At 73.2% G+C, this 13616-nt stretch carries 16 protein-coding genes; 8 read left to right on the forward strand and 8 right to left on the reverse strand.

Features of this window, described 5'->3' with window-relative positions; translation table 11 throughout:
• Nucleotides 1-840 (reverse strand): LysR family transcriptional regulator (locus IF73_RS0128505; RefSeq protein ID WP_199806735.1); only part of this gene is annotated, 840 nt, incomplete at its 3' end.
• Nucleotides 841-1029: 189 nt separating this feature from the next.
• Between IF73_RS0128505 and snpA the strand changes: the two genes are divergently transcribed.
• Nucleotides 1030-1677: a snapalysin gene (snpA, locus tag IF73_RS0128510; RefSeq protein WP_031013127.1), complete on the forward strand. Its 648-nt coding sequence runs from the start codon at nt 1030-1032 to the stop codon at nt 1675-1677.
• A gap of 48 nt (nt 1678-1725) precedes the next feature.
• Here snpA and IF73_RS0128515 read toward each other — a convergent pair whose 3' ends face one another.
• The 5 genes from IF73_RS0128515 to IF73_RS0128535 all read right to left on the reverse strand — a co-directional run bounded on the left by IF73_RS0128515 (nt 1726) and on the right by IF73_RS0128535 (nt 5746).
• A complete protein-coding gene (locus tag IF73_RS0128515; protein ID WP_031013128.1) occupies nt 1726-2145 on the reverse strand; it encodes a DUF6304 family protein in 420 nt (139 codons plus the stop codon).
• A gap of 42 nt (nt 2146-2187) precedes the next feature.
• Nucleotides 2188-2442, reverse strand: coding sequence for a hypothetical protein (locus tag IF73_RS0128520; protein ID WP_037880775.1), 255 nt, complete (start codon nt 2440-2442; stop codon nt 2188-2190).
• Between the two features lie 36 nt (nt 2443-2478).
• On the reverse strand, nt 2479-3066 hold the full coding sequence (locus IF73_RS0128525) for a dihydrofolate reductase family protein (RefSeq protein WP_031013132.1): 588 nt from the start codon (nt 3064-3066) through the stop codon (nt 2479-2481).
• Nucleotides 3067-3167: 101 nt separating this feature from the next.
• Nucleotides 3168-4217 carry a family 2 encapsulin nanocompartment cargo protein polyprenyl transferase gene (locus IF73_RS0128530; protein ID WP_031013134.1) on the reverse strand — a complete coding sequence of 350 codons (1050 nt, stop codon included), beginning with the start codon at nt 4215-4217 and terminating at the stop codon, nt 3168-3170.
• Between the two features lie 113 nt (nt 4218-4330).
• On the reverse strand, nt 4331-5746 hold the full coding sequence (locus IF73_RS0128535) for a family 2B encapsulin nanocompartment shell protein (protein ID WP_031013136.1): 1416 nt from the start codon (nt 5744-5746) through the stop codon (nt 4331-4333).
• Nucleotides 5747-5997: 251 nt separating this feature from the next.
• On the opposite strand from IF73_RS0128535, the gene IF73_RS0128540 reads away from it, so the two are divergent.
• Both IF73_RS0128540 and IF73_RS0128545 read left to right on the forward strand, forming a co-directional pair.
• Nucleotides 5998-6588 (forward strand): N-acetylmuramoyl-L-alanine amidase, encoded by a 591-nt coding sequence (locus IF73_RS0128540; protein ID WP_031013137.1) that lies wholly within the window; start codon nt 5998-6000, stop codon nt 6586-6588.
• A gap of 184 nt (nt 6589-6772) precedes the next feature.
• Nucleotides 6773-7663: a 1-aminocyclopropane-1-carboxylate deaminase/D-cysteine desulfhydrase gene (locus IF73_RS0128545; RefSeq protein WP_031013138.1), complete on the forward strand. Its 891-nt coding sequence runs from the start codon at nt 6773-6775 to the stop codon at nt 7661-7663.
• Here the strand turns inward: IF73_RS0128545 and IF73_RS0128550 are convergent.
• Nucleotides 7660-9255: a Na+/H+ antiporter gene (locus IF73_RS0128550; protein ID WP_031013139.1), complete on the reverse strand. Its 1596-nt coding sequence runs from the start codon at nt 9253-9255 to the stop codon at nt 7660-7662. The two genes, IF73_RS0128545 and IF73_RS0128550, sit on opposite strands and share 4 nt — an antisense overlap.
• A 77-nt stretch (nt 9256-9332) precedes the next feature.
• Between IF73_RS0128550 and IF73_RS0128555 the strand changes: the two genes are divergently transcribed.
• From IF73_RS0128555 to IF73_RS0128565, 3 genes are all read left to right on the forward strand, one after another.
• Nucleotides 9333-9593 (forward strand): UBP-type zinc finger domain-containing protein, encoded by a 261-nt coding sequence (locus tag IF73_RS0128555; protein ID WP_031013142.1) that lies wholly within the window; start codon nt 9333-9335, stop codon nt 9591-9593.
• 286 nt (nt 9594-9879) lie between these two features.
• Nucleotides 9880-10293 (forward strand): anti-sigma regulatory factor, encoded by a 414-nt coding sequence (locus IF73_RS0128560; protein WP_030492700.1) that lies wholly within the window; start codon nt 9880-9882, stop codon nt 10291-10293.
• The gene (locus IF73_RS0128565) at nt 10182-11276 is read left to right on the forward strand and encodes an RNA polymerase sigma factor SigF (RefSeq protein ID WP_107049351.1); all 1095 of its coding nucleotides are present in this window, start codon (nt 10182-10184) and stop codon (nt 11274-11276) included. The genes IF73_RS0128560 and IF73_RS0128565 overlap by 112 nt, the downstream gene beginning before the upstream one ends.
• A gap of 3 nt (nt 11277-11279) precedes the next feature.
• On the opposite strand, the gene IF73_RS0128570 is transcribed toward IF73_RS0128565, so the two are convergent.
• Nucleotides 11280-11693 carry a hypothetical protein gene (locus tag IF73_RS0128570; protein WP_031013145.1) on the reverse strand — a complete coding sequence of 138 codons (414 nt, stop codon included), beginning with the start codon at nt 11691-11693 and terminating at the stop codon, nt 11280-11282.
• Nucleotides 11694-11834: 141 nt separating this feature from the next.
• Here IF73_RS0128570 and IF73_RS0128575 point away from each other — a divergent pair, with 141 nt between their 5' ends.
• Together IF73_RS0128575 and IF73_RS0128580 are read left to right on the forward strand one after the other, a co-directional pair.
• Complete coding sequence (locus IF73_RS0128575) at nt 11835-12803, forward strand: diacylglycerol/lipid kinase family protein (RefSeq protein WP_031013147.1); 969 nt, start codon at nt 11835-11837, stop codon at nt 12801-12803.
• 318 nt (nt 12804-13121) lie between these two features.
• Complete coding sequence (locus IF73_RS0128580; protein WP_003953983.1) at nt 13122-13379, forward strand: WhiB family transcriptional regulator; 258 nt, start codon at nt 13122-13124, stop codon at nt 13377-13379.
• The last annotated feature ends 237 nt before the right edge of the window (nt 13380-13616 follow it).

The raw sequence follows: 13616 nt of genomic DNA on the forward strand, positions 1-13616 counted from the left end.
GGCCAGGGGGGTGGTGGGGCGGGTGTAGAGGAGGAGGCGGACGGCGAGGGGGTCGCCGCGGAGGGGGCGGACCGCCAGGTCCTCGCGGGGGACCGAGGTCGGCTGGCAGGGGGCCACCGCCTCGCCGAGCGCGATGAGGGACGCGGCGGTGTGGTAGTCGCCGTGGAGGAGGGGCGGGTCGATCCCGGCGGCCGTCAGGACGCGGCGTAACCCGTCCCACTCGCCGTCGACGGCCGGGTCGACCATCCAGTGGTCGCGGGCCAGGTCCGCGAGGTCCACCACGGGACGGGCGGCGGCCGGGTGGGCCGGCGAGAGGGAGACGAACTGGGGCTCGCGGGCGACGAGGACGCGGCGCTCCAGGCCGTCGGGGACCTGGAGGGGGCTGCCCTCGACCTCGTGGACGAAGGCCACGTCCAGGCGGCCCGCGGCCACCTCGCGCAGCAGCGTCCGCGCGGAGACGTCGACGCGCAGGCCGACGTCCGTGCCGGGGAAGCGGGCGCGCAGCCGCCGGAGCCAGCCCGGGAGGGCCCGGCTCGCGGTGGAGCCGACGCGGAGCCGGGGGCCGTCGGCGCGGGCGGCCTCGGCGCGGGTCTCGGTGACCAGCTCGGCCATGCCGTCGACCAGGGGGCGGGCGCGGGTGAGGACGGAGCGGCCGAGCGCGGTGGGGCGGCAGCCGGTGCGGCCCCGGGAGAAGAGCTCGGCGCCGAGCGCGTTCTCGATGCGGCGCAGCTGGGTGGTCAGGGAGGGCTGGCTCATGCCGAGCTGCCGTGCCGCCTTGTGCAGGCTGCCCGTGTCCGCGATGGCGCAGAGCGCGCGCAGGTGTCTCACCTCCAGCTCCATGGACCGAGCGTAGGGCGGGGTTCCGGCCTCGCACCAGACGCCCGGATCCCCTCAACTGCCATGAAACACACGCCAATTGGAGACCGCGTGAGGGTGGTGATGCGGTCGTGTTATCGGGGAGTGGCATTCTTCCCGGCGGGCTCGCGCGCCCCGAGACTCTCTCCCGACCCCGATCAGGAGGAGCCCCCCATGCGACACCCCAAGGTCCTCACCCGTACCCTGACCGCCGCCCTCGGGCTCGGTCTCGCGGTCTCGCTCGGCGCCGCCGCCCCGGCGGGCGCCGCACCGGACAGCTCCGCGAACGCGTATGCCGCCTATGCCGGTTCGGCCGAGGAGGCACGGGCGAACCAGGCGTTCTTCGACGCCGTCATGAAGTCGGTGGCGAAGAAGCGGGCCGCGAACCCGAGCGCCACCGCGGCCGTCACGGTCGTCTACAGCGCGGCCAACGCCCCCAGTTTCCGTACCCAGATCGCCCGTTCCACCCAGATATGGAACAGCTCGGTGGTGAACGTGCGGCTCGTCGAGGGCAGCAACCCGGACTTCCGCTACTACGAGGGGAACGACTCCCGGGGCTCGTACGCGAGCACCGACGGGCACGGGAGCGGCTACATCTTCCTCGACTACCGGCAGAACCAGCAGTACAACTCCACCCGGGTGACCGCCCACGAGACCGGGCACGTGCTCGGCCTGCCGGACCACTACAGCGGTCCGTGCAGCGAGCTGATGTCGGGCGGCGGCCCCGGCACGTCGTGCCAGAACGCCACTCCGAACGCCCAGGAGCGGTCCCGAGTCGACCAGTTGTGGCGTTACGGGCTCGCTTCCGCCTTCAAGGGCTGACCGGCGCCGGAGGGCCGGCCGGCGTACGATCGCCGGCCGGCCTCGTCGTCACACGGCCGACAGGAGCCGTCGGCCGAAGTCGGCGCCCTCGGGGAGCTGACGGCGCAGCCGGGCCAGCGCGCCCTCGAAGTCGCCGCCCGCGACGACCGCCTCGAAGGCGGTGCCGCCGTAGTGCAGGGTCAGGCTGAGGTCGGCGCGCTCGCCGAGGGTGAGCAGGCAGCTGAGCGTGGCCTGTTGGGCGGTGCCGTCGGTGACGACGGGGAGCGGCAGGTCCCACTCCAGGACGCAGCCGGTGAGGGCCAACCCGCCCTCGCCGGCGGCGGTGAGCGCGGCGAAGCTCGCGCCCGTGTACTCGATTCCCCTGACGCGGACGGTGACCCGTCCGCCGTCGGCCGTGATGACGATCGCTTCCGCACCGCGGCGGTCCCGGTACCAACCGGTCCAGACTTCTGTCGACTCCGATGACATGCGCGGACTGTAGCGGTATGACCGGCTCCGGCGCGCGGCCGGTCACCCTGGGGCCGGACTTCTCCCGTTCTCGCCGTTCTTGCCGGTGACCTGCGTGGTAGTGGCTTCCGTGCCGTCCGGGGCCGACGCCTCGAAGAGCGGGCAGTCGGGGTTGCGGCACGGCTGCACCTCCCACTCGGGCACCCAGGCCCCGAGGACCTTGTGCCGGGTGGCGACGGTGGCGCGGGGTCGTCCGCAGGCCGGGCAACGGGGCGCGGCCAGCGGATCCCTCAGCGTGCGGGGGGTCTCCTCACCCATGCCTCCAGGGTAGGCCGCCCGGGCGCGGGCCGCCTGCTACCGCTTCCTGGTGTACGTACGGACCAGTACGCCGTTGTCGAAGGCGCGGACGGCGCCGAGCGTGAAGTCCCGGGGCTCGAAGCCGGCGCCGAACATCGGCATGCCGGAGCCGTAGACCTGCGGGTAGGTCTTGATGACCAGCTCGTCGATCTCCTCGATGAGCTCGCCGGCGATGGTGGAGCCGCCGCAGAGCCAGATGCCGAGCCCGCCGTCCTCGGCCTTGAGCCGCCGGACGCGGCCGACGAGGTCGTCGGCGATCAGCTCGACGTTGGGGTCGGGCGACTCGGTGAGCGAGCGGGTGGCGACGTACTCGCGGAGGTGGGCGTACGGGCTGGTGACGCCCGCGTCGAGGCCGATCTGGTAAGAGCCGAGGCCCTGGATCACGGTGTCGTAGTGGCGGTTGGGGGTGCCGGGTTCGATGCCGACGACGGGCCATCCGGGCGCGGCGACGGTCTCGGGGTACTCGGTCTTGAGGAACTCCAGGTACTCGCCCATGACGTAGGAGTACGTGGAGGTGGCGTCGCCCTTCGGGTCTCCGATGAAGCCGTCGATCGTGCAGGCGACGAAGTAGGTGAGCTTGCGCAAACCGGGTCCTGTTCTGTTCGGGGCGTGACCGCGAGCGCGACCACGACAGACATAGTGCTTCATCTGTAGTGGTCGCGCAACCCCGAAATGCGCTCCGGTTCTCAGGAGGTCCTGCGGGTCACGAACTCCGCGAGCGCCAGCAGGTCCTCGGCCGCCGAGAGGTCCGGCACCGCCCGCGCCAGGTGCTCGACCGCCCGGCCCATCCGGTCGGCGGCCTGGGCCTGCGCCCAGTCCCGGCCGCCGGCCCGCTCCACGGCGTCGGCCGCGGCCCGCACCGCCCGCTCGTCCAGGACCTCGCGGGAGTACAGCTCGGCCAGCTCCTCGCCGGCGGGCGTGCCGGAGGTGAGCGCCGCGACCACGGGCAGCGACTTCTTGCGGGCGACGAGGTCGGCGCCGGCCGGCTTTCCGGTGCGGTCCGGGTCGCCCCAGATGCCGATGAGGTCGTCGATCAGCTGGAAGGCGAGCCCTGCCTCGCGGCCGAAGGAGTCGAGCGCCGCCACCTCCTCCTCCCCCGCGCCCGCGTAGAGCGCGCCGAGGGCGCAGGAGCAGCCCAGCAGGGCTCCGGTCTTGGCGGTGGCCATGGCGAGGCACTCGGCGAGGGAGACCTCGCGCGGGGCGCGCGACTCGAAGGCGCAGTCGGCCTGCTGGCCCGCGCAGAGCTCGATGACGCAGGCGGCGAGGCGCGCGGTGGCCGCCGCGGCGGCGGGGTGCGGGTCCTCGGCGAGCAGCCGGAGCGCGAGCGCGTTCATGGCGTCGCCGGCCATCAGGGCGTCGGGGATGCCGAAGACGGTCCAGGCGGTGGGCCGGTGACGGCGGGTCGGGTCCTCGTCGACGATGTCGTCGTGGAGCAGGGTGAAGTTGTGGGCCAGCTCGACGGCCGCCGCCGCCTTCACCGCCTGGGTCTCCCGGGCGCCCAGCGCGCGGGCGGCGGCGAGCACCAGGGCGGGGCGGATCGCCTTGCCGGCCTGGCCCGTGGCGGGGCTGCCGTCGGCGTCCTCCCAGCCGAAGTGGTACATCGCCACCCGGCGCACCGAGCCGGGCAGGGTCTCGACGGTGGAGCGGATCTGGGGGTCCACGGCGGCCCTCGTCCGGTCGAGGAGCGCCACGGCGCCCGGCCCGTCGGTGACGGGATCCGCGGTCGTCAGCGTCACGGTGTTGGTCGTCCTTCTTCGCGGCGGACCGCGCGGCGGGGCGCGCGGGCCGGTGGGCGGGGGGCGGTGGCCGGCCGGGACCGGGGGTGGGGCCCCGGACCGGCCGGGGCCTGTCAGTGCCGGCGGCTGATCTCGACGTTCTCCAGGACGCCGAGGGCGTCGGGCACGAGGACCGCCGCGGAGTAGTAGGCCGTGACCAGGTAGGAGGTGATCGCCTGCTCGTCGATGCCCATGAAGCGGACGGAGAGGCCGGGCTCGACCTCGTCCGGGAGGCCGGTCTGGTGCAGGCCGATGACGCCCTGGTCGGACTCGCCGGTGCGCATGCAGATGATCGAGCTGGTGCCGGCGGCGGTCACCGGGATCTTGTCGCAGGGGAGGATCGGGACCCCGCGCCAGGTCTGGATCCGGGTGCCGTCCAGGTCGATGGTGTCCGGCACCAGGCCCCGCCGGTTGAGCTCCCGGCCGATGGCGGCGATGGCCTTGGGATGGGCGAGGAAGAGCCTGGAGTCGCGGCGGCGGGAGAGCAGCTCGTCCAGGTCGTCGGGGCCGGGGACGCCGTCGTGCGGCTGGATCCGCTGGCCGTAGTCGCAGTTGGCGAGGAGGCCGAACTCCTTGTTGTTGACGAGCTCGTGCTCCTGGCGCTCGCGGAGCGCCTCGACGGTGAGCCGCAGCTGGTGCTCGGTCTGGTTCATCGGGTGGTTGTAGAGGTCGGCCACGCGCGTGTGGACCTTGAGCACGGTCTGGGCGAGGCTCAGCTCGTACTCGCGCGGGGCGGCCTCGTAGTCCACGAAGGTGTGCGGGACGACGGCCTCGCCGACATGGCCGGCGGAGATGTCGACGGCGGCCTCCCCGTAGCCGTTGACGGCCCGCTCGGGGCGGCCGGCGACCTCGGCGAGGTGGGAGGCGAGCGAGCCGGCGCGGGCGGCCAGCGCGGCCACGTCGGCACGGGTGAGCTCCAGGACGGTGCAGGGGGTCGTGGCGCGGGCGGTCCACTCCCAGGTGGCGTCCTCGGAGAGGAGGGCGTCCTCGCCGAAGTAGGCGCCGTCGGCGAGGACGCCGAGCACCGCCTCGTCGCCGTAGGGCCCCTCGCCGAGCTGCTCGACGCGGCCGTGGGCGAGGAGGTGGACGCGGTCGGCGGGGGTGCCGGCGACGGCGATGACCTCGCCGGCGGCGTACGCGCGCTGGGTGCAGCGGGCCGCGAGCTCGCCGAGGGCCGCCTCGTCCTCGTATCCGCGCAGCGCCGGCAGTTCGCCCAGCTCGGCGGGGATCACGGCGACCCGCTCGCCGGTCTGGACGAAGGTGACCCGGCCGTCTCCGACGGAGTGGCTGAGCCGCCGGTTGACCCGGTAGGCACCGCCCTTCGTCTCGACCCAGGGCAGCGTCCGGAGCAGCCAGCGGGAGGTGATCTCCTGCATCTGCGGGGCCGACTTGCTGGTCGAGGCGAGGTTCCGCGCGGCGGCGGTGCCGAGACTCTGCCGCGGGGCCTGCCGCTCCTCGAGGACCTCGTCGCCGACCGAACCAACGGACATGGAACTCCCTCTCGTACGTCTGGCTTGCGAAAGGAAGCCTGTCAGCACGGAGCGTGGCCGCGCCACTACACAATCGGGTGGGACTGTTCGGCGATCTTCGGGGCATGTCGTCCGATTTCCCTCCGGACGGCGGAGCACGCGAGCCGGCCGGACTGTCCGGATCGGCTCGCACACGGCCCGAACGGATGGCAGCGGAGGGACGGGCTCCGGTACTCCGGAGACCCGTTCCGTTCCGTAGGAAGGAGCACGCCATGGCCGTTCCGCTGTCCGCGAGCAGGATCCTCGGCGCACTGCGCGGCGAGGGGCTGTCGGTCGTCGAGGTCGGCGACTGGACCACCCACAACAGGAACCACAAGGGCCCCTGGGGGCCGGTGCACGGGGTGATGGTCCACCACACCGTCACCCGGGGCACCGCGCGGACCGTCCGCATCTGCCGGGACGGCTACGAGGGGCTGCCGGGCCCGCTCTGCCACGCCGTGATCGCCAAGGACGGCAGGGTCCACCTGGTCGGCCACGGGCGGGCCAACCACGCCGGGCTCGGCGACGACGAGGTGCTGCGGGCGGTGATCGCCGAGCGCGGCCTGCCGACCGACGACGAGGCCACCACCGACGGCAACCGGCACTTCTACGGCTTCGAGTGCGAGAACCTGGGCGACGGCGAGGACCCCTGGCCCAAGGTGCAGCTGGAGGCGATCGCGAAGGCGTCGGCGGCGCTCTGCCGGGCGCACGGCTGGACCCAGCGCTCGGTCATCGGGCACCGGGAGTGGCAGCCGGGGAAGGTGGACCCGCGCGGCTTCAGCATGGCGTCGATGCGCGAGCGCATCGCCGACCTGCTGCGCTGACCGGCACCGCCGAGGCACGCGCGCGTGCGGGTGGGCCCGCTGCCGCCGGGGCACACGCGTGAGCCGTGGGGCCCGCTGCCCCGGGTGGGCGCGCGTGCGGGGGCCCGCTGCCCCCGAGGTACGCACGCGCGCGTGCCCGGCGGGCCCCGCTCCCGGGGCTGCCGCCGGCCGCGAGAATGGACGGGTGGACACGTACGACCTCTCCGCCCTGCGGCCCCGGCTGCCCTCGCCGCTGGAGCCGGTGGAGGACGAGCGGTTCGCCCGGCGCGGGCTGACGCTGCTGCTCAAGCGGGACGACCTCATCCACCCCGACCTGCCCGGCAACAAGTGGCGCAAGCTCGCGCTCAACCTGCGGGCGGCCGCCGGGCGGCCGGTGCTGACCTTCGGCGGCGCCTACTCCAACCACCTGCGGGCCACCGCCGCCGCCGGCCGGCTGCTCGGCTTCCCGACGATCGGGATCGTGCGCGGCGACGAGCTGGCGGGGCGGCCGCTCAACCCCTCGCTGGCGCGGTGCGCGGCGGACGGGATGCGGCTGGAGTTCGTGGACCGTGCCACGTACCGGGCGAAGCACGAGCCGGCGGTGCTGGCGGCGCTCCTCGAACGGGCCCCGGAGGGCGCCTACGTGGTCCCCGAGGGCGGCAGCAACGCGCTCGCCGTGGAGGGGTGCACGGCGCTCGGGCGGGAGCTGTCCGGGCGGGCGGACGTGGCCGCGGTGGCCTGCGGCACCGGCGGCACCCTGGCGGGCCTCGCCGCCGGCTTCGACGGCCGGACGCTGGGGGTGCCGGTCCTGAAGGGCGGCTTCCTCGGCGGTGAGGTGCGGGCGCTCCAGGAGGCCGCATTCGGCCACCCGCGCGGGGAGTGGCGGCTGGACGAGCGGTTCCACTGCGGCGGCTACGGCCGTACGACCCCGGAGCTCGACGCGTTCGCACAGGACTTCGGGGCGCGGCATGGACTCGCCATCGAGCGGCTGTATGTGGCCAAAATGCTCCTCGCTCTGGTGTCCCTGGCCGAGGAGGGCGCCTTCCCGCCGGGGACCCGGATCGCCGCCGTGATCACCGGGTCCGGGGACGGCTAGCCGGTCTCCTCGCGGTAGGCGGCGGCCTCCTCCAGGTCGAGGCGGCGCAGCAGGCTCCGCATCATCTCGTCGTCGATCCGGCGCTCGTCGCGCAGCCGGACGAAGACCTCGCGCTCGGCCTCGATCATCTGCCGGGAGAGCCGCCGGTAGGTGTCGTCGGCGGTCTCGCCGGTGAGCTCGTTGACCGCGCCGAGGCGCTCCCAGACGCTGTTGCGGCGGCGCTCCAGCACCGTGCGGAGGCGGTCGGCGAGCGGCCCGGGCAGGGCGTTGCGCTCGTCGGCGAGGAGCTCCTCCAGGCGCGCCTCGGCGGCCCGGGACGCCTCGCTCTGGGCCTGCGCCTCGGCGAGCGTCTCCTGGTAGCGGTCGCGGCCGGGGAGCTTCAGGGCCCGGATGAGCGGGGGCAGTGTGAGGCCCTGGACGACGAGGGTGCCGATGACGGTGGTGAAGGTGAGGAAGAGGACGAGGTTGCGGGCGGGGAACTCGACGCCGTCGGTGGCGACGGGGATGGAGAAGGCGATCGCGAGGGAGACCACCCCGCGCATGCCGGCCCAGCCGACGACCACCGGCGCCCGCCAGTCGACGCCCGGCTCGCGCTCCCGGACCCGGGCCGAGAACAGGCGGGGCAGGAAGGTCGCCGGGAAGACCCAGACGAAGCGGACCACGACGACGAAGACGAAGACCCCGAAGGCGTACCAGGCGGCCTGCCCGATGCTGTACGGGCCGAGCTCCCGGACCACGTACGGCAGCTGGAGGCCGATCAGGGCGAAGACGGCGGACTCCAGGATGAAGGCGACCATCTTCCACACGGCCTCCTCCTGGAGGCGGGTGGCGAAGTCGACCTTCCACGCCTTGTGCCCGAGGAAGAGGCCGACCACGACGACGGCGAGCACCCCGGAGGCGTGCACCTCCTCGGCCGCCGCGTAGGCGATGAAGGGGATGAGGAGGGAGAGGGTGTTCTGGAGCAGCGGTTCGGTGAGCCGGGTCCGCAGCCAGTGGATGGGCACCATGAGGACCAGGCCGACGCCGACGCCGCCGACCGCGGCCAGGGCGAACTCGCCGAGGCCGCCGGCCCAGCTGATGCCCTCGCCGACGGCGGCGGCGAGGGCGACCTTGTAGGCGGTGATCGCGGTGGCGTCGTTCACCAGGGACTCGCCCTGGAGGATCGTGGTGATCCGGTGCGGCAGGCCGAGGCGGCGGGCGATGGCGGTGGCGGCCACCGCGTCCGGCGGGGCGATCACCGCGCCGAGGACGAGGGCGGCGGTGAGCGGCAGGTCGGGGACGAGGACGTAGGCGAGCCAGCCGACGGCCACGGTGGCGAAGAGGACGTATCCGACGGAGAGCAGCGCGACGGGCCGGATGTTGGCCCGCAGGTCCAGGTAGGAGGAGTCGACGGCGGCCGTGTAGAGCAGCGGCGGCAGGATCAGCGGCAGCACGATGTGCGGGTCGAGGGTGTAGTCGGGGACCCCGGGGGCGTACGAGGCGGCCAGGCCGACCGCGACGAGGAGGAGCGGGGCGGGTACGGGGGTGCGGCGGGCGAGCCCCGCCACCGCCGCGCTCGCCGCCACCAGTGCCACCAGCCGCAGTGCGTCCATGCCGCCCCTCCACCGTCCCGTCTCGCCGTTCGTCCCGTCCGCCCGGTACGGGGCGTCCGCCACGTACCCTGGCCATCATGATCGAGTGCCCGCACGTAGCAGAAATGCCGCGCCCCGAGCCGGCCCCGCTCCACGACACGTGCCCCGAGTGTCTGGCCGACGGGACGAACCCGGTGCAGCTCCGGCTCTGTCTGACCTGCGGGCACGTGGGCTGCTGCGACTCCTCGCAGGGGCGGCACGCGACCGGGCACTTCGGCGCGACCGGGCACCCGGTGATGCGGACCTTCGAGCCCGGCGAGGCGTGGCGCTGGTGCTTCGTGGACGAGGCGCTGGTCTGAGCCGGAGCGGTCCGCGGGCGGCGGCGCGGTTCGACGGGCGGGCCGGTGGGTACGTCACCCCTCCGCCGGTCGCCGCTTTTTGGCCCCCGCACACCCCTGGCCACCGTCCGCACCCATGGGCCTACCATGAGTGACGGGCCGGGATCGGGGGCCCGGGGGCTTGCGGCGACACGGCAGGATGGATCGCGATAGCGTCACGGCGGACCGCGCAGCCCCTGCGTGACCGCGCCCGGTCCGGGGTCTTCCCCCGGGCCCCGAATGAGCTTGTGCCACCTTGGAGGTGAGGGTGTCCCAGATCGCAGGCGAGCCCGGGACCCAGGACTTCGTGGAAGTCCGGCTGCCCGCTGCGGGTGCCTATCTGTCCGTGCTGCGTACGGCCACGGCCGGTCTCGCGGCGCGCTTGGACTTCACCCTCGACGAGATCGAGGACTTGCGGATCGCGGTGGACGAGGCGTGCGCGATCCTGCTCCAGCAGGCGGTGCCCGGCTCGGTCCTGAGCTGCGTCTTCCGGCTGGTGGACGACTCCCTCGACGTGACCGTGTCCGCGCCGACGACGGACGGCCGGGCGCCCGAGCGGGACACCTTCGCCTGGACGGTGCTGTCAGCGCTGGCCGGGAAGGTGGAGTCCTCGGTCGCGGAGGACAACACGGTCTCGATCAGCCTGTACAAACAGCGCGGCGCGGGGCCAGGCCCGGCGTGAGGAGCGGGGACGCGACGGCCGGCATCCCCGGTCAGCAGGCAGCAAGGCCGCATGAGGTCGCTACGGAGCAGCAGGCGGACCAGATGAGCGAGCACGAGCAGCAGCACGACGAGGCTCCCCCGGCACCGGCCCCGAGCGGGAGCACCGACACCGCGGACGCGGCGGACGCGGACGTGAACGTGAACGTGGTGGACGCGGTGGACGGTGACGGCGGGGGCGGTCACCAGCCGCAGGACCGCAGCGGCGCCCGCGCGCTCTTCGTGGAGCTGCGGGCGCTGCCGGAGGGCTCCCCGGAGAAGGCCGAGCTGCGCAACCGGCTGGTACGGATGCACCTGCCGCTGGTCGAGCACCTGGCGCGGCGCTTCCGGAACCGCGGCGAGCCGCTGGACGACCTGACGCAGGTGGCGACGATCGGCCTGATCAAGTCGGTCGACCGGTTCGACCCGGAGCGGGGCGTGGAGTTCTCCACGTACGCGACGCCGACGGTGGTCGGCGAGATCAAGCGGCACTTCCGCGACAAGGGCTGGGCGGTCCGGGTGCCGCGCCGGCTCCAGGAGCTGCGGCTGTCGCTGACGACGGCCACGGCGGAGCTGTCGCAGCAGCACGGACGGTCACCGACCGTGCACGAGCTGGCCGAGCGGCTCGGGATCTCCGAGGAGGAGGTCCTGGAGGGGCTCGAGTCGGCGAACGCCTACTCGACGCTCTCGCTGGACGTGCCGGACACCGACGACGAGTCGCCGGCGGTCGCGGACACGCTGGGCGCCGAGGACGAGGCCCTGGAGGGCGTCGAGTACCGGGAGTCGCTCAAGCCGCTCCTGGAGGACCTGCCGCCGCGGGAGAAGCGGATCCTGCTGCTGCGGTTCTTCGGGAACATGACCCAGTCGCAGATCGCGCAGGAGGTCGGCATCTCCCAGATGCACGTCTCCCGGCTGCTCGCCAGGACCCTGGCGCAGCTGCGGGAGAAGCTCCTCGTGGAGGAGTGAGGCTCAGGAGGCGTCCTGGCCGGGGCGCCGGATCCCGAGCGCCTCGGTCGTGGCCGGGTTCACCAGCAGGACGAGCCCGGTCACGGCGAGCACGGCGAGCACGATGCCGTACGGGATCACACCCTCGGACTGGAGCATCTGCCAGGCGACCGGCAGCGCCAGGACCTGGGTGATCACGGCGGGGCCGCGGCTCCAGGAGCGCATCCGCCACAGCCCACGGGCGGCGGCGAGCGGGATCAGGCCGAGCACGACGAGGGTCACCCCGCCGGTCACGCCGCCGGTCAGGTCGCCGCCGTCGGCCAGCGTCCGCACCAGCATGTACACACCGCCGGCGAGGAGCCCGAGGGCCTCGACGAGGGCCACGCCCGCGGCCGCGGCCAGGCGGGCGGGGCGGGGGGTCTGCTCCGTACTGCTCATGAGAGGCAGCGTAACGGGGAGGCCGGCCGGTCCGGGGCCCGGCGGGGGTGTCCCCCGACACGGCGGCGGTCCGGGCCGGCGGGATGTCCACCGAGCGGGCAGGAGTGGGATCGGTACCACCGGGTAGGTACGCTGGCGGTCATGCGCGCACTTCTCGTGGTCAACCCGGCAGCCACCACCACCAGTGCCCGCACCCGTGACGTACTGATCCACGCGCTGGCCAGCGAGATGAAGCTGGAGGCCGTCAGCACCGAGTACCGGGGGCACGCGCGGGACCTCGGCCGGAGAGCGGCCGAGTCGGGCGAGATCGACCTGGTCGTGGCCCTCGGCGGCGACGGCACGGTGAACGAGGTCGTGAACGGGCTGCTGCACCACGGACCCGACCCGGACCGGCTGCCCGGTCTGGCGGTCGTGCCGGGCGGTTCGACCAATGTCTTCGCCCGCGCGCTGGGGCTGCCGAACGACGCCGTGGAGGCGACCGGCGCCCTGCTCGACGCACTGCGCGAGCGGAGCGCCCGGACGGTGAGCCTCGGGCTCGCGTCGGGGACGCCGGACACCCCGGACGAGGAGGTGCCGTCCCGCTGGTTCACCTTCTGCGCCGGACTCGGCTTCGACGCCGGCGTGGTCGGCCGGGTCGAACAGCAGCGCGAACAGGGGAAGCGGTCCACGCACGCGCTCTATCTGCGCCAGGTGCTCCGCCAGTTCCTGGAGGACCCGCACCGGCGGCACGGGACGATCACCCTGGAGCGGCCCGGCGCCGAGCCGGTGGAGGACCTGGTCCTCTCCATAATCTGCAACACCTCCCCCTGGACCTACCTGGGCAATCGCCCGGTGTACGCGTCCCCGGAGGCGTCCTTCGACACCGCGCTCGACGTCCTCGGACTGAGCCGTCTCTCCACCCCGGCGGTGGCCCGCTACGCCACCCAGCTGCTCACTTCCAGCCCCGAACGGGGGCCCCGCGGCAAGCACGCCACGACTCTGCACGACCTGACCGACTTCACCTTGCATTCGAAGGTGCCCCTCCCGCTCCAGATGGACGGAGACCACCTCGGACTGCGTACGAGCGTGACGTTCACAGGCGTACGCCGTGCACTGCGTGTGATTGTGTGAGTGGAAGGGCCGAAAGTCCTTGCACTCGAACGTTTAGGCGCGCATCCACCCCTTAGAAGTACGGCTGTGACCTAGCCGACACCGAGGAATCAAAAAAAACTTTCCGGAAGGGGTTGTATCCGCTGCCGAGGTTTGCGAGTCTCTTCTTGGCGATCGGGACGGCCCGCAAGACCGGCCTCCACTGAGAGCCAGAACCCCTCCTCACACCAAGGACCACACCGGTTCATCCGGCAGTCGGCCCTTCACTTGTTGAGGGATTCGTGAAAGCGTTCACATTCACAAGCAACTTGCACGTAATAACCGAGAGAGGTAGCAGCCATGGACTGGCGTCACAACGCCGTTTGTCGTGAGGAAGACCCCGAGCTGTTCTTCCCCATCGGCAACACCGGTCCTGCGCTGCTGCAGATCGAGGAAGCCAAGGCCGTCTGCCGCCGCTGCCCCGTCATGGAGCAGTGCCTGCAGTGGGCGCTCGAGTCCGGCCAGGACTCCGGCGTCTGGGGTGGCCTCAGCGAGGACGAGCGCCGCGCGATGAAGCGCCGCGCCGCCCGCAACCGGGCGCGCAACGCCAGCGCCTGAGCCACCTGCACAGCCTGAGGCACGCGGCGCGTACACCGTGTACGCAATCACCGCCCCCCGAGCCGCAGCGCGCAGCAGTAAGCAGTACCCCACAGCATTCGAGCCCCGGACCGATTCACTTCGGTCCGGGGCTCGCTGCTGTGCGTGACCAAAGGTACGGACCACGCGGGCACGTGCTTCCGCGGGCGGGTCACTTCCGAGGACAGGTCCCTTCTGAGGACAGGTCACTCCTGAGGA

Origin of the sequence: Streptomyces sp. NRRL F-5727 (genome assembly GCF_000719555.1) — a bacterium.
Taxonomy (GTDB): domain Bacteria; phylum Actinomycetota; class Actinomycetes; order Streptomycetales; family Streptomycetaceae; genus Streptomyces.